The organism is Limnohabitans sp. T6-20 (assembly GCF_003063505.1).
Classification (GTDB): domain Bacteria; phylum Pseudomonadota; class Gammaproteobacteria; order Burkholderiales; family Burkholderiaceae_C; genus Limnohabitans_A.
This window is the reverse complement of the sequence record NZ_NERW01000002.1, coordinates 906,366-930,525: the sequence shown is the minus strand read 5'-3', so window position 1 is coordinate 930,525 and position 24,160 is coordinate 906,366. Positions and strand designations below refer to the sequence as shown.

Genomic DNA, 24,160 nt, shown 5'->3' with positions numbered 1-24,160 from the left:
CATGGGCGGCTTATTTCTTTGATGAAATATTACATAGCATGTAAGATTATTTATCTTTTTATCCTTTAAATCACGATAAATATCTCTTATCGTTGGTAAATTTACAGCAAGGAGCAGGGCGATGCAAGTTAAAAGTCCAAGGGGTGTTCAGCAAACCGATGTCAACGGCGCAGCCGACGAATTGCTCAGTGAGCAACTCAAACCGACCATCGAACGTGTTCGCATGAAATTGGGCCGTGGATCGCCCAACACCGTGGGCCCGATGCTGGAGGTCTGGTTTTCTTCATTGGGAGAGCGTTTGAGAGGACCAACGGGTGAATCCGATAAAACAAGCGAATTGCCAGCTACTGTGCAAGTAGCCATGAAAACCCTCTGGAAAAGCGCTTTGCAGGAGGCTCACAGTACTTTTGAAGCATCAAAAGCAGATTTCGCGAACACAGCAAGTCAGCAAGAACAGCAAATGACGACGGTGCTTGCTGAAATTGAAGCTGAGCGTGGAGCGTTCACGCAGAAGGCATCAGAATTAAAGCAAGCCCTTGATGCGCTTGAACTGAAGCATGCCGAAACACAAGGTCAAGCGCATAAGCTTCAAATGCATGTGAACAAGAAGGATGAGGAACTTACATCATCGCGTCTGGCGCTTCAACAGCAAGTTGCCCAAGGCAATGAGGAGCGTCGCCGTCACGATGCGCAACTGCTGGCTCACAGCGCTGAAATCCAAGCGCTTCAGGCACAGTATGTGTCTTCAGAACGAAGACTGATGGCGGAGATTGATCGCGAGCGCCAACAAGTAAAAAAATTACAGGCAGAGGTGGAGATTGAAAAAAAGAAGCAGATACGACATCAAAGTGAGGCTCTGGAAGTGGCAGGAAATTTGACCAAGCAACTGCACGAGCTGAGGATGCAAAACACGCAGCTATCAGAGCGCGCATCAGGTTATCTTGCACGCATCAACGACATGCAACCCAAAAAACTCAAATCTGCAGCAAAGAACAAAGCCGTACGAAGCGTAATCGGATAGAAGTTAGCACATCAACGTTTTGGTCTTGCCAAATCACCAGTCCTTGATAGCGTCAACTTTACTTGGAATATGTGAGTAGCTATAACTTTACTTGGAAAGTAGCGTCAACTTTACTTGTGTGACCGTCCTTGGCTTGAATTCAAAAACGTGTTCATGCATCATATGATTCATACGATGTATATTATGTTAAGTAAGAAAATTTGAATAAGTTGTATAAATTCAGCGCATTCGATCAGCCAACACCTTCGTTACATGGCAAAATCCCGGCGTTCTATTAATTTGGAGAAAATCATGAACAAAGCAGAATTGATCGAAGCATTGGCCAAAGAAACAGACATGTCCAAAGCAGCTGCCGGCCGTGCCGTGAGCGCTTTGGTTGAAATCATCACCAAGACCGTTGCCAAGAAACAAGACGTGCAACTGATTGGCTTTGGTACCTTCAAAGCCGCCAAGCGTGCAGCACGCGTTGGCAAGAACCCCCGCACTGGCGAGAAGCTGAAAATTGCAGCTGCCACTGTGCCCCGCTTCAGCGCTGGTGCCGCTTTCAAAGCCGCTGTGAACAAGAAGAAGTAATTTCATTTGCTTCCGCCGAAAGGCAGCCATGGTGATCCACCTGGCTGCCTTTTTTCATGGGGGTGAACGATTCAGGGCAAAGCTTGAATTTATGTGGCTTGGCGCACAGCGCATGTCTTCGCGCTCAGATAAGTTGTGCAGTCTCACTGTTTGACAAGCTCAACTGAAAGCACCCCATGACTTCAACCCGATACGTCTGCACGGCATTGCTGGCCTTGACGCATGCGCTGTGGCTGCCACAATGCGCGCAAGCACAAAGACCAGGCGACGAGCCCCCACACAAAGGGCAGCAACATGGCAAGCATCCGCAAGATCACCATGCGCAGCAAATGCAGCAAATGCAGCAAATGCAGCAAGAAAGCAGGGAGCGCCAACGCGCCCATCGTCCCGCCCAGCAGCCGCCACACATGTCTGCGCCCTCTTCTGCGGCAGGCCAAATTGCAATTGGTGGCTATTTTCAGCAGCAGCATTTGGAAGCCGCCCGCAGCTATTACGGCAGGCCGGAAAACATGGGCTTTTGCCCACCGGGTTTGGCCAAAAAGGGCACCGGTTGCTTGCCGCCTGGCCAAGCCAAACCATGGCGCAAAGGCGCACCATTGCGACCAGGTGTTATTTATTACGACGTTCCACGCGCTGTCGTGTTGAGCTTTGGCGTGCCCCCTGCGGGCTACAAATATGTGCGTGTGGCCTCCGATATTTTGTTGATTGCCGTCGGAACCAGCTTGGTGATTGATGCGATGGAAGACCTCGTTCGTTAGAGCTGGATTACTGGCATGGCCAGACACAAGGGCTTGTTCACCTGCAAGCCGTTGCAAATAATCCACCCGGCGTCTTGAAGTGACCGACAATCACTCTCTTTGACTTTCGGTTGGCAGCGGTTTTTATGGCGATTCAATGGTTCCCCGGACACATGCACCTCACGCGCAAAGCGATTGGGGAGCGCATCAAAGACATCGACGTCGTCATTGAAATGCTGGACGCCCGCCTGCCCGGCTCCAGCGCCAACCCCATGTTGGCCGAGCTGATTCAGGGCAAACCGGGGCTCAAGATCTTGAGCAAGCAAGACCTGGCCGATCCCGCGCAAACCACCGCTTGGCTTGCGCACTACAACGCCTTGCCGGATGTGCGGGCCTTGGGCCTGGACACCAGCATGGTTTCGCCAGCCAAGGCCTTGATCGATGCCTGCCAGCAATTGGCCCCGCATCGCGGGGGCATGGTCAAGCCCATGCGCGTGCTCATTTGCGGCATTCCCAACGTTGGCAAATCCACGCTCATCAACACCCTCAAAGGCAAGCGGGCCGCCAAGACCGGCGACGAAGCCGGTGTGACCAAGCTGGAGCAGCGCATCACGCTGGCCGATGACTTTTACCTTTACGACACCCCTGGTGTGCTTTGGCCCCGCATCATCGTGGCCCAAAGTGGCTACAACCTGGCGGCCAGCGGCGCCATCGGTGTCAATGCGTTCGACGAAGAAGAAGTTGCGCTCGAGCTGTTGAACTACCTCATTGCGCACTACCCCGAGGCGCTGGAAGCCCGCTACAAAATCAAAGACGTGCCCAGCCACATCGACGAGACCATGCTCGAAGCCATCGCACGCCAGCGCGGTGCCATTCAAAGCGGTGGGCGCGTCAACACGACCAAAGCAGCCGAGCTGGTGATCCATGATTTCAGATCAGCAGCCTTGGGCCGCGTGACACTCGAAACCCCGGCTGAATTTGCACTCTGGCTGGCAGAAGGTAAAAAAGCCGATGCCGAAAGAACCCTGCGCAAAGAAGGCAGCAAAAAAGCCAAAAAACAGGCCCGCGAATGACGAGCGGCTCCTCCATGCCAACTGCAACAACGCACCGCGCAACGCCTGACAAAGACGCCATCGCCCTCCTCCCGCCGTTTGAGCGGCTGGGACTCGACCGCATCACATTGGTGAGGACAGGCTCCCAGGCCAGCCATGCCTACGATCAACTGACCAAGGCGCGGGCTTGGGGTTTTGACACCGAATCCAAACCCACTTTCAGGGTTGGTGAACAGTCAGACGGGCCGCACATCCTGCAGCTGTCTACGGCCGAGCGGGCTTGGGTGTTCCAGCTGCACGAACCCGATTGCCGGGCTGTCGCCGCAGATTTGCTGGCTCTGGGGGGCATTGCCAAAGCCGGCTTCGGGCTGGGCGATGACCGCAAACGCATCATCCACAAACTGGGCATTGAGCCCCAAGGCATTCTGGAACTCAACACCGTGTTCCACCAACGCGGCTACCGCAAAGACATGGGCGTCAAAGGTGCGGTGGCGGTGCTGTTCAAGCAGCGCTTCATTAAGTCCAAAAAAGCCGCCACCAGCAACTGGGCCAATGCCCGCTTGAGCGAGGCCCAACTGGTCTACGCGGCCAATGACGCTTATGCGGCGATTCGGGTTTGGGAAGCGCTAGGTACGGCTGGGATTTAGATCAGCTCAGCGGTTGCGGCATTGAGAGTCTGTCCATTCTGAATAATTGTTGCTAAGGCGCACGTTCATGCAGTAATTGGGGTGCGCAGCAGTGGCACAGCTCTGACGGGCAGCGTAATACATGGGGCAAACAACTCGTAATTTCGCCTCCAATTCGGCTCGTTCTCTACGGGCTTGGGCTTCGCGAGCTGGGCGTCCACGCTCCCATTCAGCGGCGTCCTTCTTGCGTTGCAAATCAGCTTGGCGCTGTTGTTCCGCTGCTATTGCATTGCGCTTGTCAGCTTCTCTTTTGGCGTCCTCTTCTATTTTGCGTTTTTGTGCAGCGCGAACAGAAAGATCGTAACAATGAAAATCTACCTCGTAAGCGCCGCCGTAGTAATCCTCCAAAGGACGACTCTTAATTTCTTCTGCGCCACGACCCAAGCTTTCACATTTTTTGTTGGCCAATTCATAGGCTTTGTTGACCGCTTCACGGTGGCTTCCTTGACGAGCTTCTGCACGAAAACGGTAATTGCCACCCAAATCTTTCACCGTTTCAACAGCACAACCAGCAAGCAAAGTGCTAAAAATTGCTATCCATGCTGGTCGTTTAAAAGTATTCATACATGACTCATGAAGTGATTTCTAAATCACCCGTTTAATTGTTGATTTTGTTATTTTATTCAACCGTCAGAAATCCAATCTTTTTCAGACCTCCGACGATTGATCAACCGCCCCAGCTTGAATCCCCTTACGAGCGTTGTCCGTCCACGATTGCGAAGCCCTAAAATCGATCGCTGCTTCTGCTTGCAGTCACAGTCCAACCGCTCAATGAACTTTTGTATGTCCGAACGCACGGCCCTCAGCGCCGACACACATTCTGCAACCACCAGCTCGGTGCTGAACTTTGCCAACGCCTTGTGGCGCGTTCGCAGGCCACGCCCTTTTGTGTTGGTCATCGAAGGCGAAGTGGGTCAAGAAGCTAAAGAGCCCAACGACTACCTGCACGACAAACTCCTCTTGCCTGAATGGCGCGAGGCCTTTTACCAATTGGTCGATGCCACCGGCTTGGTGGTGTGCCTGAATGTGCACACCCAGCACCCCACCTACCGCGACGTGCGTGGGCGCTCCAGCAAAGGGCGGCTGAGCCAAGGCGAGTATTACCACCACGACGGCTGCACCGGCCCCGTCAAACCCCGCTTTGTTGAAATCCGCTGCCCCATTCAGCCCCAAACACGCGGTGTGGCAACCGCCGTGGCGCCGCAACACGATGTGGTCAAAGCCATGGTGCAAGTGCTGCCCGCCGATTTGGCCGCTGCGCCTGCGCTGGCCGGAATTGACATGAGCCACGCCACCATCAGCCAGATGGACTATGAAGCGCTCGAGCACTTGCAAGGCCTCATCACCCGCACCGTGCGCAAAAAGCTCAACGCCGAAGGCGCACGCAGCTACTTTCGCCAAGTGGACGCCGCCGCCAATGCCTACTTTGAACCCTGGGCCTTGGGCGAAAGCCGCTTCATTGCCAACGCCAACAGCGGCATCACCATGCAACACCGCCGCGCCTACCAGGCCCCACACACGGGCGGCGTGGCAAACGGCCACTTGGTCAAGCGCTGGACGAATGAAGAGCTGCTGCTACCCGGCCAGGTGGTGGACCAAGCCTTGATTGCGGCGCTGTGCAGCGAAGAAGATGATGAGGTGGATGGGGAACGGGCTGAGGGGTGTTACCTCGGGGCGCATTGAGATGTAGTGAAATCAAAGAAGCCCGAACGGTTTCCTGTTCGGGCTTCTTCATTTAAAGAGCGAAGCGTTTACTTCTTGTGCAATTGCTTGTCCCAGCGGATCTACTTCGCAATGAATACCAGATTAACTTTTCGCGTCTTGGCAACAGGGCAGTTGTAGCAACTACTCATCCGGTATCCCGTGCTGACAACGTAATCCCCCGACATTGGAAGCGAGTAAACACCCTCGCCATCGTGGCAATAACTTTGACCATTGCAACCTAATGTTTGGCCATCGGGTCCCATGAGGGTCCATGTATAAACGTCAGGACTGCTGACAGACAGTGTTTGGCCACGGCCCAAACGCAAGACAAAGTCCTGGGCACCCTGGAAAATTTGGCCTTTCCATTCGCCGCTGATAGCTCCGGGTGCAAATTGAATGCGAATCGGCGCCTGCGCATGTGATGTTGCCGGCAACAGAGACAAGGCAATCCCTGCGCTGGTGATCAGACTGGAAATGACACGGGTAAAGTGATTCATCGTGAGCCCCAGTATCAAAAACACCACGATAAATCAAAAGGGCCTCTTTCGAGGCTCTTTTTCGAAAAAATCACCTCGCCAAGGTCAGAAATCATCCTCACACCCGTCTTGCTTTGAAGAAGCTCAGGCGTCACGCCAGGGGCCAGCTCAATCACCTTCAGTCCCGCATTGGTCACATTCATTGCCGGATGGATTGGGTCTGGCGCGCACGCAGCTGCTCCCCGCAGCTGCTGAAATCGCCGTCTCACTAAATCACCAATTGACGCGCTTGTCCATCTCATAGTCTGGCAGGCTCGACCCGTGTTGGGCGCACGTTGCCCAGCGACAGCGGCCCTTTAAATAGGGCCTTTGCTGGCATAAATACTTTTCAAATACACAATATTTTCCAACCCACATCCCGTTATGCCGATTAAAAAGCCCCGGACAGTTTCCTGTCAGGGGCTTTAATGCTTTGAGAGCCGAGGTCGTTTACTTCTTTGCTGGCGGTAAATCAGTACAAGACCCGTGCGCCACTTCTGCCGCCATGCCGATGCTTTCGCCCAGCGTGGGGTGTGGGTGGATTGTTTTGCCGATGTCCACAGCGTCTGCGCCCATTTCGATGGCCAAAGCAATCTCGCCAATCATATCGCCCGCATGCGTGCCCACCATGCCGCCGCCCAAGATCTTGCCGTGGCCGTGGGCCTCGGGTGAATCGTCAAACAGCAGTTTGGTCACGCCTTCGTCGCGGCCGTTGGCAATGGCGCGGCCAGACGCCGTCCAGGGGAACAAGCCCTTTTTCACCTTGATGCCTTGGGCTTTGGCCTGGTCTTCGGTCAAGCCCACCCATGCCACTTCGGGGTCGGTGTAGGCCACGCTGGGGATGACGCGTGCGTTGAACGCAGCAGCTGCCAGCTCTTTGTTGCCTTGCAGTTCGCCCGCAATCACCTCAGCCGCCACGTGTGCTTCGTGCACCGCTTTGTGCGCCAACATGGGCTGGCCCACGATGTCGCCAATGGCGAAGATGTGCGGCACGTTGGTGCGCATTTGAATGTCGACGTTGATGAAGCCGCGGTCGGTCACAGCCACGCCAGCTTTTTCAGCGGCGAGCTTTTTGCCGTTGGGCGTGCGGCCCACGGCTTGCAACACCAGGTCGTACACCTGCGGTGCGGGGGCTGTGCCGCCCTCTTCTGCTGGTGCAAATGTGACTTCAATGCCTTCGGGCAAGGCGCGTGCGGACACGGTCTTGGTCTTGAGCATGATGTTGTCAAAGCGCTTGGCGTTCATCTTTTGCCAGACTTTGACCAAGTCGCGGTCAGCGCCTTGCATGAGGCCGTCCATCATCTCCACCACGTCTAGGCGAGCGCCCAGCGTGCTGTAAACGGTGCCCATCTCTAGGCCGATGATGCCGCCGCCCAAAATCAACATGCGCTTGGGCACTTCTTTGAGTTCCAAAGCACCTGTGCTGTCGACCACGCGTGGGTCATTGGGCATGAAAGGCAAACGCACGGCTTGCGAGCCAGCAGCGATGATGGCGCGCTTGAACGCGATCACTTTTTTGCTGCCGGTTTGCTCTTGCGCTGTGCCACTGGTCTCGCTCACTTCGAGGTGGTTGGCACCCACGAACTGGCCCAAGCCGCGCACGGTGGTGACCTTGCGCATCTTTGCCATGGCCGCCAAGCCGCCTGTGAGTTTGCCAATGACTTTTTCTTTGTGGCCGCGCAGCTTGTCGATGTTGACCACCGGCTTGCCAAAGTCAACCCCAAGGTCGGCCATGTGGCTGACTTCGTCCATGACGGCTGCGACGTGCAGCAAGGCTTTGGATGGAATGCAACCCACGTTCAAACACACGCCGCCCAAGGTGGCGTAGCGCTCAACGATGACCACGTTCAAGCCGAGGTCAGCCGCACGAAACGCTGCCGAGTAACCGCCGGGGCCACCGCCCAACACGAGCACATCGCACTCGATGTCTGCAGAGCCGCCAAAGCTGGAGGCTGCGGGGGCTGCAACGGCTGGGGCTACGGCCACGGGTGCGGCAGTGGTAGCAGCAGGCGCAACCGCTGGAGCAGCAGTGGCGGTAGCCGGGGCCGCCGCAGCGCCCTCGCCTTCCAGCACCAACACCACCGAGCCTTGCTTGACCTTGTCGCCCAGCTTGACTTTGAGCTCCTTCACCACGCCAGCGTGCGAGGACGGGATTTCCATCGAGGCCTTGTCGGACTCCACGGTGATGAGCGATTGCTCGGGCTTGACGGTGTCGCCGGGTTTGACCAGCAACTCGATCACGGCCACTTCGTCAAAGTCACCAATGTCGGGGACTTGAATATCAATCAGTGCCATATCAAGTCCTTAGAGCAACACGCGACGGAAGTCGCTGAGGATTTGACCCAGGAACGCGTTGAAGCGTGCCGCTGCGGCGCCGTCGATGACGCGGTGGTCCCACGTCAAAGACAAAGGCAGCATCAGGCGGGGCACAAACTGCTTGCCGTCCCACACGGGTTCCATGGTGCTCTTGCACACACCCAAGATGGCCACTTCGGGCGCGTTGATGATGGGCGTGAAGTACTTGCCACCAATGCCGCCGAGGCTGGAGATGGTGAAGGTTGCGCCGGTCATTTCTGCGGGACCCAGTTTGCCGTCACGCGCCTTCTTGGCCAGCTCGCCCATTTCCTGGCTAATCTGCAGGACGCCTTTTTTGTCGCAGTCGCGGATGACGGGAACCATCAAACCATTGGGCGTGTCAGCGGCAAAGCCGATATGCCAGTAGTTTTTGTAGACCAGTGCATCGCCGTCGAGCGAGCTGTTGAACTCTGGGTATTTCTTGAGCGCGGCCACGCAGGCCTTGATCAAGAACGCCAGCATCGTGACTTTGACGCCACTCTTCTCGTTCTCTTTGTTGGTGGAAACGCGGAAGGCTTCGAGGTCGGTGATGTCGGCGTCATCGTGGTTGGTGACGGCCGGAATCATGATCGCGTTGCGCAGCAGGTTGGCACCGCTGATCTTCTTGATGCGGCCCATCTCCTTGCGCTCGATGGGGCCGAACTTGGCGAAGTCGACCTTGGGCCAGGGGATCAGGCCCAGCTCAGAGCCACCACCGCCGCCAGCAGGGGCTTTGGCGGCCTGCGCCTTGGTTTGCGCAGCGCCCGACATGACGGCCTTGGTGAAGGCTTGCACATCGTCTTGGGTGATGCGGCCCTTGAGGCCGTTGCCTTTGACTTCTTCGAGCGGAACGCCCAACTCGCGGGCGAACTTGCGCACCGATGGCGACGCATGGGGCAAGCCCAGCGTGGTGCCGCCGGGGGCGTGGGCAGGCGCTGCCACGGCAGCGGCAGCAGCCGCCACGGTGGGTTGCGCAGCAGCAGGTGCCGAAGCCACGGATGCAGCCACAGGGGCAGCAGCGACAGCCACGGGCGCAGCCGCTGAAGCGGTGCCTTCCAGAATCGCCAGCAGGTCGCCAATGTTGACCTTGTCGCCCACTTTGACTTTGAGCTCTTTGAGCACGCCAGCCGCCGAGGATGGGATTTCCATGGAGGCCTTGTCGGACTCGACGGTGATCAGCGATTGCTCTACTTTGATGGTGTCGCCAGGCTTGACCATGACTTCGATGACGGCGACGTCTTTGAAGTCACCGATGTCAGGGACGCGCACTTCCACAGGGCCAGAGGCCACAGCGGCAACAGGTGCCGCCACTGGCGCAGGGGCAGCGGCGGGTGCAGGTGTCGCGGCAGTTGCGGGGGCAGCGGCGGGAGCTGCGACAGCACCAGCGGCTTCCACCACCAGCACGACCGAGCCTTGCTTGACCTTGTCGCCTAAAGCGACGCGCATTTCCTTGACGACGCCCGCCGTGCTCGACGGAATTTCCATCGAGGCTTTGTCGGACTCGACCGTGATCAGCGATTGCTCGGCTTTCACGGTGTCGCCCACTTTGACCATCAACTCAATGACGGTCACTTCATCAAAATCCCCGATGTCCGGGACTTGTACTTCTACCAATGCCATGTGTGTCTCCCGGATTTATGCGTACAGCGGGTTGATCTTGTCGGTGTTGATGCCGTACTTCTTGATGGCCTCGGCCACTTGCGTGGCGGGCACTGTGCCGTCTTCGCTCAGCGCCTTGAGGGCCGCGACCACGATGTAGTGGCGGTTGATCTCGAAGTGCTCGCGCAGCTTGCTGCGGAAGTCGGAGCGGCCAAAGCCGTCGGTGCCCAGCACTTTGTAGGTGCGACCCTTCGGGATGAAAGGACGGATTTGCTCGGCATAGGCCTTCATGTAGTCGGTCGATGCAACCACGGGGCCGTTGTGCTTGGCCAACTGTTGGCCCACGAAAGACACGCGAGGTGTTTCCAGTGGGTGCAGCAGGTTGAAGCGCTCGGCGTCTTGACCGTCGCGGGTCAGCTCGTTGAAGCTTGGGCAGCTCCACACGTCGGCCTGGATGCCCCAGTCGGTGGCCAGCAGGGTTTGCGCCGCAATGGATTCGCGCAGGATGGTGCCCGAGCCCAGCAGTTGCACGCGCTTTTCGCCCGCGCCGGAGGTGCCACTCGATGCTACGCCGGGCTTGCACAAATACATGCCTTTGATGATCTGCTCTTCTGTGCCGGGCGTGAGGCCGGGCATGGCGTAGTTTTCGTTCAGCAGCGTCAGGTAATAAAAGACGTTGTCTTGCTTCTCGACCATGCGCTTCAAACCGTGGTGCAGGATGACGCCGACTTCGTGCGCGAAGGTGGGGTCATAAGACACGCAGTTGGGGATGGTGTTGGCCATGATGTGGCTGTGACCGTCTTCGTGCTGCAAGCCTTCGCCGTTGAGCGTTGTCCGCCCCGAGGTGCCACCCAGCAAGAAGCCGCGTGCTTGCATGTCGCCCGCAGCCCAAGCCAAGTCGCCAATGCGCTGGAAACCGAACATCGAGTAGTACACGTAGAACGGCACCATGATGCGGTTGCTGGTGCTGTAGCTGGTGGCCGCAGCAATCCAGCTGGACATGCCACCGGCTTCGTTGATGCCTTCTTGCAGAATCTGACCGGCTTTGTCTTCCTTGTAGTACATGACCTGGTCTTTGTCGACCGGGGTGTACTGCTGGCCCGCAGGGTTGTAAATGCCGATCTGGCGGAACAGGCCTTCCATACCAAAGGTACGGGCTTCGTCCACCAAAATGGGCACCACACGTGGGCCCAGGGCCTGGTCGCGCAGCAGTTGGGTCAAGAAGCGGACATACGCCTGGGTGGTGGAGATTTCACGGCCTTCGGCAGTGGGCTCCATCACCGATTTGAAGATGTCGAGCGACGGCACGGTGAAGCTTTCTTCGGCTTTCGTGCGGCGGTGCGGCAAGTAGCCGCCCAAGGCCTTGCGGCGCTCGTGCAGGTAGCGCATTTCAGGGGTGTCGTCCGCTGGCTTGTAGAACGGCACATTGGCCAATTCGCTGTCTGGCACCGGGATGTTGAAGCGGTCACGCATGTAGCGGATGTCTTCGTCGGTCAGTTTTTTGGTCTGGTGGACGTTGTTTTTGCCTTCACCGGCTTTGCCCATGCCAAAACCCTTGACAGTCTTGATCAGCAACACGGTGGGTTGACCTGTGGTGTTGACGGCCTGGTGGTAGGCCGCATACACCTTTTGCGGGTCATGGCCGCCGCGCTTGAGGTTCCAGATTTCGTCGTCGCTCATGTGCGCGACCATCTCCAGCGTGCGAGGGTCGCGGCCAAAGAAATGCTTGCGCACATAGGCACCGTCGTTGGCTTTGAAGGCCTGGTAGTCGCCGTCCAGCGTGTCCATCATCAGCTTGCGCAAAGCGCCATCCTTGTCGCGGGCCAACAGCTTGTCCCACTCGCTGCCCCACAAGAGCTTGATCACGTTCCAGCCGGAACCACGGAATTCGCCTTCGAGTTCTTGCACGATCTTGCCGTTGCCGCGCACCGGGCCGTCCAGACGTTGCAGGTTGCAGTTGACGACAAAGATCAGGTTGTCCAGCTTCTCGCGTGCGGCCAGGCCGATCGCGCCCAGCGATTCGACTTCGTCCATCTCGCCGTCACCGCAGAACACCCAGACCTTGCGGTTTTCGGTGTTGGCAATGCCGCGTGCGTGCAAGTACTTCAAGAAGCGCGCTTGGTAAATCGCCATCAATGGGCCCAGGCCCATCGACACGGTGGGGAACTGCCAGAACTCGGGCATGAGTTTGGGGTGTGGATAGCTGGACAAACCTTTGCCATCGACTTCTTGGCGGAAGTTGAGCAACTGCTCTTCGGTCAGGCGGCCTTCCAGATAAGCGCGGGCATACACGCCGGGCGACACGTGGCCCTGGATGTAGAGGCAGTCGCCGCCGTGGTTTTCGTTTTCTGCGTGCCAGAAGTGGTTGAAACCGGCACCAAACATGTGGGCCAGCGAGGCGAATGAGCCGATGTGACCGCCCAAGTCGCCACCGTCTTCAGGGTTGTGCCGGTTGGCCTTGACGACCATGGCCATGGCGTTCCAGCGCATGTAGGCGCGCAGGCGTTCTTCGATCTCGATGTTGCCGGGACAGCGGGCTTCTTGGTTGGGCTCGATGGTGTTCACATAACCCGTGTTGGCCGAGAACGGCATGTCGATGCTGTTTTCGCGGGCATGTTCGAGCAGTTGCTCGATCAAGAAGTGCGCACGTTCGCCGCCTTCTTTTTCAATCACGGCGGACAGTGCGTCCATCCATTCACGGGTCTCTTGGCTGTCCATGTCCAGAGCCGGCTGTTGAGGTGTTGCCGCGGTCATGTTTGTCTCCTGTTGATGTTGTTCAGAAATGATGCCCGAATTTTCACATATTTTCTGATGAATTTCAAATTGTGCTTAACTGTTTTGCATTGTGAAATATGATGACTATTCTGGTGTGTCGTAAACAGCCCTTCAGGGCAAATACGCAAGGGTTGTCACCTAAACTCGGCGGCATGGAATTGAACAGAGCAGCGTCGGTTGTGAAAAAAGTCGGGCCTTGGGCGTGGTGGCGCACATGGTGGCAACGCCAATCCCCCAACAGGCAAGACCGGTTTGCCAACCTGGCACCCGTGGCCGCTGTGGTGCTGTTTCTGGCGGCCATTGCCAGTGCTTTTTGGTATTTGCGTGTCGAGGAAATCGAGCGCGAACAAGAAGCCATCAAGCGCGATGTCGAATATGCACAGCAACGCCTGCGCTTGCGTTTGCTGGAGCGACAAGAGCAGGTCATGCGCTTGGCGCGTGATGTCTCCAACAAGGAGATACGGGCTGACCAGTTCCTGTTGCGGGCCGAAGCCTTGGTGCAGCAATACCCGGAATTCATGTCGCTGACCTGGATTGACGACCGTCGGCGCATCATCGCCAACCAAAGTGTTTCCAGCATTTCACCCAGCCAGCACTTGCGGGCTGGAACGGTGCTCAAAGTGGGCGAAACAGAAAGTCACTTCAGCTTGGCGCGCGATCTGATGCAGCCGATCTACGGCAAGGTCGATGCCGATGCAGACAGGGACGCTCAAATGGCCGTGCTGCAACTGCACTCCCCTTTGAGCAACGACCAAGGGCGGTTCAGCGGTGTGCTCCTGGCCGAATACACCATGGAGGGCTTGCTGCGTTACGGCATTCCCACCGAGGTGCTGGCCAAGTACGCGGTGGCTTTGCAAGACGGCAAAGGCCATTTGCTGGCAGGGCAAACCATTCCGGGGCGCATTGCGCTTTGGAGTTTGCTGCCTGGCAGTGACAAACCCAACAACGATTACGAAGTGCCGGTGTCCCCCGTGGGCAACGACCTGATCTTGCGCGCTCAGGCTTGGCGCACGTCGCAAGGCTTGGTGGGCGGCGGCTTGTTTTGGTTGGTCGGTGTGTTGAGTGTCATGACTGCGTGGATGCTGATTGGCAACTGGCGTCACACCCGCAGGCGCATTCAGGCGCAAAAAGCTTTGGTGGCCGAAACCAACTTTCGCCGGGCGATGGAAAACTCCATGCTCACGGGCATGCGCGCCCTGGACCTGCGCGGCCGCATCACTTATGTGAACCCGGCTTTTTGCCAGATGACCGGCTGGAGCGAATCCGATCTGGTCGGCGCGGTGGCGCCCTTCCCTTACTGGCCCGACCAGGACCGGGAACTGCTGATGACCAGGCTCGAAGAAGAAATCAGCGGTCAGCACTCAGCGGGCGGCTTTCAGGTGCGTGTGAAGCGCAAAAACGGCCAGTTGTTCGATGCCCGCATGTACGTGTCGCCGTTGATCGATGCGACGGGCAAGCAAACGGGCTGGATGACGTCGATGACCGACATCACCGAGCCCAACCGGATTCGGGAACAGCTGGCCGGTTCGCACGAGCGGTTCACCATCGTGTTGGAAGCGCTGGACGCTTCGGTGTCGGTGGCCCCTTTGGGCAGCGAGGAGCTGCTGTTTGCCAACAAGCTTTATCGGCTCTGGTTTGGGCAAAACACCCAGGGGCATTTGCGCTTGGTTCAGCAAGCGGGTGCCAGCAATGCGGCCGATCAAATGGATGAGGTGGACGACATGGTGGGCTTGCCCACCGAGAGCCTGACGGTGGCCACCTCGGAAAACGCCGAAATCTTTGTCTCTGAATTGGGCAAATGGCTGGAAGTGCGCTCCCGCTACATCAACTGGGCCGATGGTCGCCTGGCCCAAATGGTGATTGCCAGCGACATCACGCCCCGCCGCCAGGCCGAAGAGTTGGCCGCACAGCAAGCCGAACGCGCCCAGACCGCCAGCCGCTTGATCACCATGGGCGAGATGGCCTCCAGCGTGGCGCACGAGCTGAACCAGCCGCTCACGGCCATCAGCAACTACTGCAGCGGCATGATTTCGCGCATCAAGGCCAAACAGGTCAAAGAAGAAGACCTCTTGTTTGCCCTCGACAAAACCGCACGGCAGGCCCAGCGGGCCGGGCAAATCATTTTGCGAATCCGCAGCTTTGTGAAGCGCAGCGAGCCCAATCGGACCTTGTCGGATGTCTCGGCCATGGTCAGTGAATCGCTGGAGCTGGCCGAAATCGAAATGCGCAGACGCCATGTGCGGCTGACCCACCACGTGGCTGCCCGGCTGCCGCAGCTCATGGTCGACCCCATCCTGATCGAGCAGGTGCTGATCAACCTGATGAAAAACGCCGCCGAGTCCATCGACAACGCCAACCGTGCTCCGGGGCAGCGCCAAGTCGAATTGCGCATCGTGCCCAAGCAGATCGACAACCAGTCGGTGGTCGAGTTTTCTGTCACGGACACGGGTCAGGGCCTGCCCCCGGAAGACATTGAACGCGTCTATGAAGCATTTTTCTCGACCAAGGTCGAGGGCATGGGCATTGGCCTCAATTTGTGCCGCAGCATCATCGAGTCGCACCAGGGCAGGATCGCTGCCGAGAACCTCTACAATGCCGGCGAGGTGACCGGTTGCCGGTTCTCCTTCTGGATTCCGGTCGAAACCACTTTGACCACACAACAACCCACCGGGGTAAATGAATGAGTTTGATTCCGAAAAAAGGCACTGTTTACGTCGTTGACGATGACGAAGCGGTGCGCGACTCCCTGCAGTGGTTGCTCGAAGGCAAAGACTACCGTGTGCGTTGCTTTGACAGCGCCGAATCTTTCATCAGCCGCTACGACCCCCGTGAAGTGGCCTGCCTGATCGCCGACATCCGCATGGGTGGCATGACCGGTCTGGAGTTGCAAGACCGCCTGATCGAACGCCGTTCGCCCTTGCCCATCGTTTTCATCACCGGCCACGGCGACGTGCCAATGGCCGTGAACACCATGAAAAAAGGCGCGATGGACTTTATCCAGAAGCCTTTCAAGGAAGAAGAGCTGCTGGGTTTGGTCGAGCGCATGCTCGACGAAGCGCGTGAAGCGTTTGCGGGTTACCAACAAGCCGCCAGCCGCGACGCCCTGCTGTCCAAGCTCACGGGCCGCGAAGCTCAGGTGCTCGAGCGCATCGTCGCCGGTCGCCTGAACAAGCAAATCGCCGACGATCTGGGCATCAGCATCAAGACGGTGGAGGCGCACCGCGCCAACATCATGGAAAAGCTCAACGCCAACACCGTGGCCGACCTGCTCAAGATCGCGCTGGGGCAAAACGCACCCAAGGCCTGATCCAACCACCCCTGACCGAAACGCCCGCACCCGCCGGGCGTTTTGCATTTTTTCTCTGACTTTTCGAGTTTTCCAACATGACCGCACAACTCATCGACGGCAACGCCCTGTCCAAACAACTGCGCACCGAGGTCGCCACCCGCGCCCAAGCCCTCAAGGCCAAAGGCGTCACCCCAGGCTTGGCGGTGGTGCTGGTGGGCGACAACCCGGCCAGCCAGGTTTATGTGCGCAACAAGGTCAAAGCCTGCGAAGACAGTGGTCTGCATTCGGTGCTTGAGAAATACGAAGCCACCATGACCGAAGCGGACTTGCTGGCCCGCGTGGAAGCGCTGAACAACGACCCGGCAATCCACGGCATCCTGGTTCAACTGCCCCTGCCCGCCCACATTGACGCGCAAAAAGTGATCGAAGCCATCAGCCCGGCCAAGGACGTGGACGGCTTTCACATCGCCAGCGCAGGCGCCCTGATGACCGGCATGCCCGGCTTTTGGCCTTGCACGCCCTATGGCTGCATGAAGATGCTGGAAAGCATCGGCTATGACCTGCGTGGCAAGCACGCCGTGGTCATTGGCCGCAGCAACATTGTGGGCAAGCCCATGGCGCTGATGCTGCTGCAAAAAGACGCCACGGTGACGGTGGCGCACTCTCGCACCCAAAACCTCAAAGCTCTGACTTTGCAAGCCGACGTGATCGTGGCCGCCGTGGGCAAGCGCAACGTACTGACGGCCGACATGGTCAAGCCTGGCGCGGTGGTGCTGGACGTGGGCATGAACCGCAACGACGAAGGCAAGCTGTGTGGCGATGTGGACTTTGATGGCGTGAAAGAGGTCGCCAGCCACATCACCCCTGTGCCCGGCGGCGTCGGCCCCATGACCATCACCATGCTGCTGGTCAATACCCTTGAAGCTGCAGAACGCGCCTCCAAGTGAGAACATCACACCCGTACTTGACCCTCTGGAACTGCCCATGACCAACCCCTTGCTCGACACCTCTGGCCTGCCCCTGTTTGACCGCATCGCGCCCGAACATGTGGCCCCGGCCATGGACGAATTGCTGGCCGCAGCCGACAAGGCACTCGAAACGGTGACCGCCGCTGAGTTTCCGGCCGACTGGAAAGCCATCGCCAGCAACTTGGACGTGGCTACAGAGCGACTGGGTCTGGCCTGGGGGGCGGTGAGTCACCTCAACAGCGTGGCCGACACGCCCGAGCTGCGTGCCGCCTACAACGCCGCCCTGCCCCGCGTAACCGAGTTCTGGACCCGCTTGGGCAGCGACGAGCGCCTGTATGCCAAATACAAAGCCATTGACGCGGCCAGCCTCAACACCGAGCAAACACAAGCCCGCAAAAACGCCCTGCGCGGCTTTGTCTTGGGCGGCGCCGAACTGCAAGGCGCGGCCAAAGAACGCTACGCCGCCATCCAAGAGCGCTTGGCCGAAATCACGCAAAAGTTCAGCGAAAACACGCTGGACGCAACCGACAAGTTTGCGCTGTACGTGAGCGAAGACCAGCTCAAAGGTGTGCCTGCCGATGTGGTTCAAGCCACGCGCGATGCCGCCCAAAAAGAAGGCCAAGAAGGCCACCGCTTGTCGCTCAAGATGCCGGTTTACCTGCCGGTGATGCAGTTTGCCGACAGCAGCGCCTTGCGCGAACAACTCTACAAAGCCCACGTCACCCGAGCCTCGGACCAAGCGCCGGAAGAGACCCAGCAGTTCGACAACACCGCCTTGATGCAAGAAATCCTGGCCCTGCGCCAAGAAGAAGCCCGCCTGCTGGGCTTTGACAACTACGCCCAAGTGTCGGTGGTGCCCAAGATGGCCGAATCCCCCGAAAAAGTCATCGGCTTTTTGCGCGACCTGGCGGTCAAAGCCCGCCCGTTTGCCGAAAAAGACCTGGCCGATCTGCGCGAATTTGCCGCCAATGCACTGGGCATCACCGGCCCGCTGAATGCCTGGGACGTGCCTTATTTGTCTGAAAAACTCAAAGAAGCCCGCTACAGCTTCAGCGAACAAGAAGTCAAACAGTACTTCACCGCGCCCAAGGTGCTGGCGGGTCTGTTCAAGATCATCGAGACCCTGTTTGAGGTGAATATTCGCGCCGACCAAGCGCCGGTCTGGCACCCCGCCGTTGGTTTTTACCGTATTGAGCGTGATGGCAAGCTGATTGGCCAGTTCTACCTCGACCCCCCAGCCCGCGCAGGCAAGCGCGGCGGCGCTTGGATGGACGATGTGCGCGGCCGCTGGCAGCGCCCCGACACCGGCGTGCTGCAAACGCCCGTGGCGCACCTGGTGTGCAACTTTGCCGAAGGCGTGAACGGCCAGCCCGCTTTGCTCACGCACGACGATGTGATCACCCTTTTCCACGAGTTTGGCCACGGCCTGCACCACATGCTCACCCAGGTGAGCGAGCGCGATGTCTCGGGCATCAGCGGCGTCGAGTGGGACGCGGTCGAGCTGCCCAGCCAGTTCATGGAAAACTTCTGCTGGGAATGGTCGGTGCTGCGCCACATGACCGCCCATGTGGAAACCGGCGAGCCCCTGCCCCGCGCGCTCTTCGACAAGATGCTGGCTGCCAAAAACTTCCAAAGCGGCTTGCAAACCCTGCGCCAAATCGAGTTTTCATTGTTCGACATGCTGGTTCACTCTGAGCATGACCCGGCGCAAGACTTCATGCCGCTCCTGCGCCAAGTGCGTGACGAAGTCGCCGTGATGCAGCCGCCCGCCTTCAACCGCATGGCCCACACCTTCAGCCACATCTTTGCTGGCGGTTACGCCGCCGGTTATTACAGTTACAAATGGGCCGAAGTGCTGAGCGCAGACGCTTACGCCGCGTTTGAAGAAACTGCAGCCGCAGACGGCACGCCCAGCGTGGAAACCGGCCGCCTGTACCGGCAAGCCATTTTGGAAGCGGGCGGCAGCCGGCCAGCGATTGAATCTTTCAAGGCCTTCCGAGGCAGAGAGCCGAGCCTGGACGCCTTGCTGCGCCATCAGGGCATGGTTGCAGCTTGAACCTCAACCCCGATGCAAACCCAGACGCCAGACCCCGGCGTCTGGGGTTCTGATCTGTCATTCGGCTTTATCTAGGTCAAAAAATGAGCGAAAACGCACTGAACGTCTTGGGTGAGGAACTGGTCCCCTGCTCTTATGACCCTTTGACCGGGTATTACCGGGATGGCTGCTGCAACACGGACGACCATGACCAAGGCAGCCATGTGGTCTGCGCGAAAGTCACGCAAGAGTTTCTGGATTTTTCGCTGGCTCGCGGCAACGACCTCGTTACGCCACGCGCCGAATACCGCTTTGCCGGCTTGAAAGCGGGCGACCGTTGGTGCCTGTGCGCCATGCGCTGGAAAGAAGCGCTGAACGCGGGCGCTGCGCCTCCCGTGGTTCTGGAATGCACGCACGAGCGCGCGCTGCAGTTTGTGACACTGGCGCAGTTGCAGTCCTGCGCGTTCAAACCCGTGGACAAGCCCTGACGCCGATCGGTATGGGATGACCCCTTGCACGGGCTTCATTGGCGAAGCGTGCTGGGCGGTGAGTGGCGGAGAAATGACGGAGCGGTGTCTTTAAAAGGCATTTAAAGACGCGCAAACGAAAAAAAAGCACCGAGCGTTTCCGCTAAGTGCTTGATTTATCTACCAAAAAATTTGGTAGGCGCGACTAGATTCGAACTAGCGACCCCCACCATGTCAAGGTGGTGCTCTAACCAACTGAGCTACGCGCCTGTTGTAGCCTCAAATTATAGCGGCAAAAAACACCTTTTTCGTGACGCTTTCCAATTTCACGTGTTTTAGCGCCTTCGCGCCGCCCTCACCCCTTTCACGCCGCGCACGCTGCCCAAAACCTTGTTCAAGGTGACGGCATCGCCAATTTCGACCGTGAAGGTCATCCAGGCTGTGCCTTTGACGGATTGGGTTTGCACACCGATCACGTTCATCTTTTCCTTGGCAAATACTTCGGAAATGTCGCGCAGCAAGCCTTGCCGGTCAAAAGCCTCCACCGCCACATCCACCGGGTAAACCGAGGCATCGGGGCCTTTGTGGTCACCCCAGCGCACGTCAATCACGCGCTCAGCGTGGCGCGAAGCCAGTTCTCGCAAGTTGCTGCAGTCCTGGCGGTGGATGCTGACGCCCTTGCCGCGTGTGACAAAGCCACTGATCGCATCGGGTGGCGCGGGTTTGCAGCAGCGCGAGAGTTGCGTGAGCAACGAATCGACCCCCACCACCAGCACGCCCGAGGGTGATTTGCGGGCCACAGCACCCTTGAACTTCTTTTGAAAGTAGTCGTCGGGCTGCAGCGCAGGCTCGGGCGGATTGAGCAACACCTCGATGTTGCGCAGGGAGTATTCGTCTTTGCCCACCACTTCAAACAAACCGTCGGCCGACTTGAAGCCCAGCTGGCTGGCCAGGTCATCGAGACGCATGGCGGTTCGCCCCAATCGCTGCAGCAGTTTTTCGACCGCCTCGCGACCTCGGGAAATGGTTTCTTCGCTGATCTGCGCATTGAACCAGGCACGTACTTTGGACCGCGCACGCGGGCTCGCCAGATAGCCCAATTCGAGATTGAGCCAGTCGCGAGACGGCCCGCCCTCTTTGACGGCGGTGATTTCCACCGTTTGGCCGTTGGCCAGTTGGGTGCTGAGCGGCACCATGGCACCGTCGACCTTGGCGCCTCGGCACCGGTGGCCCAAGTTGGTGTGCACCGTGTAAGCAAAGTCAATGGGCGTGGCGCCTTGCGGCAGCTCGACCACGGCGGCGTCTGGCGTGAGCACATAGATGCGGTCGTCAAACAGACCTTTGTCTTGGGTCTGCCCCTGCGCGGCCCCCGACAGATCGCGTTCCCAGGCCAGCAATTGCCGCAGCACGGCAATTTTGGTGTCGTAATCGCTGTTGGCCGACACCCCTGCATAGCCTTTGGCACCTGCTTCCTTGTAGGCCCAGTGCGCTGCCACGCCATGCTCGGCGTGTTCGTGCATGGCCTGTGTCCGAATTTGCACCTCGATCGGGCCGCCGTCGGCATCGCGGACCACGGTGTGCAGCGACTGGTAGCCGTTGGCTTTGGGCTTGGCGATGTAGTCGTCAAACTCTTCCGAGATCGGCGTGAAATGCTCATGCACCCAGCTCAGGACCTGGTAGCAATCGGCCACGCTGGGCACCACGACGCGCAGTGCGCGGACGTCGAACACGCGCTCAAACGGCAGGGACTTGCCTCGCATCTTTTTGACGATGCTGTAAATATGCTTGGGACGCCCCTCTACCGTGGCCTGAATGCCTTGACTGGCCAAGGCTTGCTGCAGGCGCTCACGCAGCGCCACCATGTAGCGTTCGCGCTCAGCACGTTTTTCGTCCAGCAGCTTCGCAATGTCCTTGTAGGTGGCTGGCTCCAGAAAACGGAAGGACAGGTCTTCCATCTCCCATTTGATTTGCCAGATGCCCAAGCGGTTGGCCAAGGGCGCAAACACCTGCAGCGATTCGCTGGCCAATGCCGAGGGTACGGGCAATTTGGTGGCCGCGTAATTGCGCAGGGTCTGCAGGCGCGAGGCCAGGCGCAGCATGACCACGCGCAAGTCGCGGCTGAAAGCCAGCAGCATCTTGCGCACGTTTTCGGTCTGCAAACGGGGGCTCAGTGGCGTGTTGTCGGGCCCCTGCGTGTGGGGCTCGGCCGCTCGGGACAAGCGCTGCACATGCACCAGCTGGTTGGTTTGCATGGCCAGTTGCGCCAGATGCGGGCCAAAGGCCTTGGCCATCACCTCTTCGGGCTTGTTCAGGTGTGGACAGGCGTAAACTAGGTAACTGGCCGCCTGCATGGCGACCGAGCCGCCAATGCTGGCCAGGATCGCGGCCACGGCGTCGGCATGGGCCAGGATGTTTTCGCCCGTGTCCAGCGTTTCGCAAGCGATCAGGGGCTCGGCAAAGGCGCGGGCTTTGGCCAGGGTTTCAGACTGTTCGGATGCATCGGCCGTGGCCAGCATCACGGGCGGAAGATGCGAGGCGTGCAAGCGGCTCGATGGCGACATCGGGCTCGCGGAATGGCTGGAGGTGGGACTGACCATGGTGTCAGACGCCCAACAAGAATTGGGCCACCACGGCCATCTGGTCATCACCCGTCAAAGTGGGGGCATGGCCAAAGCCGGGCCAGGTTTCCAGTTGCGCATGTGGGCCACGCTGCGTCATGGCGGTGGCGGTTTCTGCGGTGAGCAGGTCCGAGTCTTGCCCACGAATCAGCAGCGTTTGGGCCTGAATTTGGTCATACAAAGCCCAAAGTGCCGCTTCGCCAGCGGCGGCGGCCTCGGGCGTCATGGCGCGCACAGGCACACCAATGGCCGGGTCGTAATGCAGGGTCAAGGCCCCGTCGGTGCCGGGCCGTGTCATGTGGGCAGACATGGTGCGCCAGACATCGTCGGGCACCGGGCCAAAGCCCGATGACAAGGCCCGCATGGCGGCCTCGGCCTCATCCAGGTCGCGGTATTGGCCGTATTGACCGACATAAGTTTGCATGCGCTCAACCGAACTCCAGGTGATCGCTGGCCCCACGTCGTTCAAAATCAGGCGGCGGATGGGCGCAGGCAAAGGCAAGCCCGCTTGCCCAGCCAGCACCATGCCAATCAAGCCCCCCATGCTGGTGCCTACCCAGTCCAGCGTTTGCAAGGCGTTTTCAGCACCCGATTGCGCATTCACCTGAGCCAGCATGGCCAGCATGTCTGCTGCATATTGAGGAATCTGATATCCGGCAGGCTGGCTCAGCCACTCGCTGCGACCACGTCCGACCACATCGGGGCAAATGACTTGCAAGGGCTGGGAGCTTTTTTCGATCAGGGCTTGGGCAAGTCGGTCAAAGTCGCGGCCTTGGCGCGTCAAGCCGTGGGCGCACACCACCACATGGCGCGCCTGCAAATCGCCCCAGCGCCAATACGCCATGCGGTGTTGGCCCTCGGGGTGGGGGCAAGACACGTATTCGAGCAAAGGTTGAGCTGGCTTTGAGGTCATGACAATAGGAAACAATCTGGGCGCTTGTCAGTGAAAACCGACCTTGAGCAGCGCCATAATGGACTTTTGAACATCCTAATTCATCTTTCGGAGTGGAAATCATGTTGCAAGGTAAAACAGCGTTGGTCACGGGTTCAACAAGCGGTATCGGTTTGGGCATTGCCAAGTCACTGGCCAAACAAGGTGCCAACATTGTCTTGAACGGTTTTGGCGATGCAGAAGGCCCCAAAGCCGAGATCGCTGCGCTGGGCGTCAAGGTGGCCTACCACGGTGCCGACATGAGCAAAGCCAGCGAGATCGAGGCCATGATGAAGTTTGCGGCCGACACGTTTGGCCGTGTGGACATCCTGGTCAACAACGCCGGCATCCAGCATGTGGCCAAGATCGAAGACTTCCCGGTCGAGCGCTGGGACGCGATCATCGCCATCAACCTGACCAGTGCGTTCCATGCCACCCGTCTGGCACTGCCCGCCATGAAAGCGGCCAACTGGGGACGCATCATCAACGTGGCATCGATCCACGGCTTGGTGGGATCGGCTGAAAAATCGGCCTATGTGGCCGCCAAGCACGGGGTGGTAGGGCTGACCAAAGTCACCGCCCTTGAAAACGCCACCACCGGCGTGACCTGCAACGCCATTTGCCCTGGCTGGGTGTTGACCCCTCTGGTGCAAAAGCAGGTGGATGCCAAAGCTGCAGCCATGGGTTTGTCCAACGAGGAAGCCAAAAAAGTCTTGCTCCAGGAGAAAGAGCCCTCCATGCAATTCACCACACCGGATGAACTGGGCGATCTGGCCGTGTTCTTCTGCTCCCCTGCAGGCAACAACGTGCGCGGCGTGGCCTGGAACATGGATGGCGGTTGGACAGCCCAGTAAAA

At 58.6% G+C, this 24,160-nt stretch carries 18 protein-coding genes, 1 tRNA gene and 1 pseudogene; 12 read left to right on the top strand and 8 right to left on the bottom strand.

The features are described from left to right. Positions 1-121 precede the first annotated feature (121 nt). The 5 genes from B9Z33_RS10370 to B9Z33_RS10345 all read left to right on the top strand — a co-directional run bounded on the left by B9Z33_RS10370 (position 122) and on the right by B9Z33_RS10345 (position 4,030). Complete coding sequence (locus B9Z33_RS10370) at positions 122-1,021, top strand: DNA-binding protein (protein WP_108286888.1); 900 nt, start codon at positions 122-124, stop codon at positions 1,019-1,021. Between the two features lie 291 nt (positions 1,022-1,312). Beyond that, positions 1,313-1,594, top strand: coding sequence for an HU family DNA-binding protein (locus tag B9Z33_RS10365; RefSeq protein WP_108286887.1), 282 nt, complete (start codon positions 1,313-1,315; stop codon positions 1,592-1,594). Between the two features lie 176 nt (positions 1,595-1,770). After that, complete coding sequence (locus tag B9Z33_RS15615; RefSeq protein ID WP_199220324.1) at positions 1,771-2,352, top strand: hypothetical protein; 582 nt, start codon at positions 1,771-1,773, stop codon at positions 2,350-2,352. Positions 2,353-2,477: 125 nt separating this feature from the next. Next, positions 2,478-3,404, top strand: a complete 927-nt coding sequence (ylqF, locus tag B9Z33_RS10350) for a ribosome biogenesis GTPase YlqF (protein ID WP_108286885.1) — start codon at positions 2,478-2,480, stop codon at positions 3,402-3,404. A 14-nt stretch (positions 3,405-3,418) separates the two neighbouring features. Continuing rightward, entirely contained in the window at positions 3,419-4,030 is a 612-nt protein-coding gene (locus B9Z33_RS10345; protein ID WP_233252791.1) for a 3'-5' exonuclease, read from the top strand. A gap of 6 nt (positions 4,031-4,036) precedes the next feature. Here the strand turns inward: B9Z33_RS10345 and B9Z33_RS15445 are convergent, their stop codons facing one another. Next, complete coding sequence (locus B9Z33_RS15445; RefSeq protein WP_146183853.1) at positions 4,037-4,633, bottom strand: hypothetical protein; 597 nt, start codon at positions 4,631-4,633, stop codon at positions 4,037-4,039. 219 nt (positions 4,634-4,852) lie between these two features. Between B9Z33_RS15445 and B9Z33_RS10335 the strand changes: the two genes are divergently transcribed. Then, positions 4,853-5,752 (top strand): hypothetical protein, encoded by a 900-nt coding sequence (locus tag B9Z33_RS10335; protein WP_108286882.1) that lies wholly within the window; start codon positions 4,853-4,855, stop codon positions 5,750-5,752. A 607-nt stretch (positions 5,753-6,359) separates the two neighbouring features. Here B9Z33_RS10335 and B9Z33_RS15735 read toward each other — a convergent pair. The 4 genes and pseudogenes from B9Z33_RS15735 to aceE form a co-directional block, all read right to left on the bottom strand. Then, positions 6,360-6,452, bottom strand: a pseudogene (locus B9Z33_RS15735) (succinyl-CoA--3-ketoacid-CoA transferase); the annotation flags it as partial. A 286-nt stretch (positions 6,453-6,738) separates the two neighbouring features. Next, entirely contained in the window at positions 6,739-8,583 is a 1,845-nt protein-coding gene (gene lpdA, locus B9Z33_RS10320) for a dihydrolipoyl dehydrogenase (protein WP_108286880.1), read from the bottom strand. A 9-nt stretch (positions 8,584-8,592) separates the two neighbouring features. After that, on the bottom strand, positions 8,593-10,242 hold the full coding sequence (gene aceF, locus B9Z33_RS10315; protein WP_108286879.1) for a dihydrolipoyllysine-residue acetyltransferase: 1,650 nt from the start codon (positions 10,240-10,242) through the stop codon (positions 8,593-8,595). A gap of 15 nt (positions 10,243-10,257) precedes the next feature. Next, entirely contained in the window at positions 10,258-12,975 is a 2,718-nt protein-coding gene (gene aceE, locus B9Z33_RS10310) for a pyruvate dehydrogenase (acetyl-transferring), homodimeric type (protein WP_108286878.1), read from the bottom strand. A 173-nt stretch (positions 12,976-13,148) separates the two neighbouring features. Here aceE and B9Z33_RS10305 point away from each other — a divergent pair, with 173 nt between their 5' ends. From B9Z33_RS10305 to B9Z33_RS10285, 5 genes are all read left to right on the top strand, one after another. Continuing rightward, positions 13,149-15,680: a PAS domain-containing sensor histidine kinase gene (locus tag B9Z33_RS10305; protein ID WP_108286877.1), complete on the top strand. Its 2,532-nt coding sequence runs from the start codon at positions 13,149-13,151 to the stop codon at positions 15,678-15,680. Beyond that, positions 15,677-16,303 (top strand): response regulator transcription factor, encoded by a 627-nt coding sequence (locus tag B9Z33_RS10300; RefSeq protein WP_108286876.1) that lies wholly within the window; start codon positions 15,677-15,679, stop codon positions 16,301-16,303. Before B9Z33_RS10305 ends, B9Z33_RS10300 begins: the two co-directional genes overlap by 4 nt. Positions 16,304-16,380: 77 nt before the next feature. After that, complete coding sequence (folD, locus tag B9Z33_RS10295) at positions 16,381-17,232, top strand: bifunctional methylenetetrahydrofolate dehydrogenase/methenyltetrahydrofolate cyclohydrolase FolD (RefSeq protein WP_108286875.1); 852 nt, start codon at positions 16,381-16,383, stop codon at positions 17,230-17,232. 37 nt (positions 17,233-17,269) lie between these two features. Further along, entirely contained in the window at positions 17,270-19,309 is a 2,040-nt protein-coding gene (locus tag B9Z33_RS10290; RefSeq protein ID WP_108286874.1) for a M3 family metallopeptidase, read from the top strand. 83 nt (positions 19,310-19,392) lie between these two features. Continuing rightward, on the top strand, positions 19,393-19,776 hold the full coding sequence (locus tag B9Z33_RS10285) for a DUF2237 family protein (protein WP_108286873.1): 384 nt from the start codon (positions 19,393-19,395) through the stop codon (positions 19,774-19,776). A gap of 172 nt (positions 19,777-19,948) precedes the next feature. On the opposite strand, the gene B9Z33_RS10280 is transcribed toward B9Z33_RS10285, so the two are convergent. The 3 genes from B9Z33_RS10280 to B9Z33_RS10270 all read right to left on the bottom strand — a co-directional run bounded on the left by B9Z33_RS10280 (position 19,949) and on the right by B9Z33_RS10270 (position 23,286). After that, positions 19,949-20,025 (bottom strand) — tRNA-Val (locus B9Z33_RS10280). Positions 20,026-20,090: 65 nt separating this feature from the next. Then, positions 20,091-22,316, bottom strand: a complete 2,226-nt coding sequence (locus B9Z33_RS10275; protein ID WP_108286872.1) for a bifunctional (p)ppGpp synthetase/guanosine-3',5'-bis(diphosphate) 3'-pyrophosphohydrolase — start codon at positions 22,314-22,316, stop codon at positions 20,091-20,093. 40 nt (positions 22,317-22,356) lie between these two features. Then, entirely contained in the window at positions 22,357-23,286 is a 930-nt protein-coding gene (locus B9Z33_RS10270) for an alpha/beta fold hydrolase (protein WP_108286871.1), read from the bottom strand. Positions 23,287-23,387: 101 nt separating this feature from the next. Between B9Z33_RS10270 and B9Z33_RS10265 the strand changes: the two genes are divergently transcribed. Further along, entirely contained in the window at positions 23,388-24,158 is a 771-nt protein-coding gene (locus tag B9Z33_RS10265; RefSeq protein WP_108287103.1) for a 3-hydroxybutyrate dehydrogenase, read from the top strand. Positions 24,159-24,160 lie beyond the last annotated feature (2 nt).

Excerpts from the sequence above, each read along its gene's own strand:
- B9Z33_RS10370 (WP_108286888.1), top strand. The coding sequence starts at position 122 with ATGCAAGTTAAAAGTCCAAGGGGTGTTCAGCAAACCGATGTCAACGGC.
- B9Z33_RS10365 (WP_108286887.1), top strand. The coding sequence starts at position 1,313 with ATGAACAAAGCAGAATTGATCGAAGCATTGGCCAAAGAAACAGACATG.
- B9Z33_RS15615 (WP_199220324.1), top strand. The coding sequence starts at position 1,771 with ATGACTTCAACCCGATACGTCTGCACGGCATTGCTGGCCTTGACGCAT.
- ylqF (WP_108286885.1), top strand. The coding sequence starts at position 2,478 with ATGGCGATTCAATGGTTCCCCGGACACATGCACCTCACGCGCAAAGCG.
- B9Z33_RS10345 (WP_233252791.1), top strand. The coding sequence starts at position 3,419 with ATGCCAACTGCAACAACGCACCGCGCAACGCCTGACAAAGACGCCATC.
- B9Z33_RS15445 (WP_146183853.1), bottom strand. The coding sequence starts at position 4,633 with ATGAATACTTTTAAACGACCAGCATGGATAGCAATTTTTAGCACTTTG.
- B9Z33_RS10335 (WP_108286882.1), top strand. The coding sequence starts at position 4,853 with ATGTCCGAACGCACGGCCCTCAGCGCCGACACACATTCTGCAACCACC.
- lpdA (WP_108286880.1), bottom strand. The coding sequence starts at position 8,583 with ATGGCACTGATTGATATTCAAGTCCCCGACATTGGTGACTTTGACGAA.
- aceF (WP_108286879.1), bottom strand. The coding sequence starts at position 10,242 with ATGGCATTGGTAGAAGTACAAGTCCCGGACATCGGGGATTTTGATGAA.
- aceE (WP_108286878.1), bottom strand. The coding sequence starts at position 12,975 with ATGACCGCGGCAACACCTCAACAGCCGGCTCTGGACATGGACAGCCAA.
- B9Z33_RS10305 (WP_108286877.1), top strand. The coding sequence starts at position 13,149 with ATGGAATTGAACAGAGCAGCGTCGGTTGTGAAAAAAGTCGGGCCTTGG.
- B9Z33_RS10300 (WP_108286876.1), top strand. The coding sequence starts at position 15,677 with ATGAGTTTGATTCCGAAAAAAGGCACTGTTTACGTCGTTGACGATGAC.
- folD (WP_108286875.1), top strand. The coding sequence starts at position 16,381 with ATGACCGCACAACTCATCGACGGCAACGCCCTGTCCAAACAACTGCGC.
- B9Z33_RS10290 (WP_108286874.1), top strand. The coding sequence starts at position 17,270 with ATGACCAACCCCTTGCTCGACACCTCTGGCCTGCCCCTGTTTGACCGC.
- B9Z33_RS10285 (WP_108286873.1), top strand. The coding sequence starts at position 19,393 with ATGAGCGAAAACGCACTGAACGTCTTGGGTGAGGAACTGGTCCCCTGC.
- B9Z33_RS10275 (WP_108286872.1), bottom strand. The coding sequence starts at position 22,316 with ATGTCGCCATCGAGCCGCTTGCACGCCTCGCATCTTCCGCCCGTGATG.
- B9Z33_RS10270 (WP_108286871.1), bottom strand. The coding sequence starts at position 23,286 with ATGACCTCAAAGCCAGCTCAACCTTTGCTCGAATACGTGTCTTGCCCC.
- B9Z33_RS10265 (WP_108287103.1), top strand. The coding sequence starts at position 23,388 with ATGTTGCAAGGTAAAACAGCGTTGGTCACGGGTTCAACAAGCGGTATC.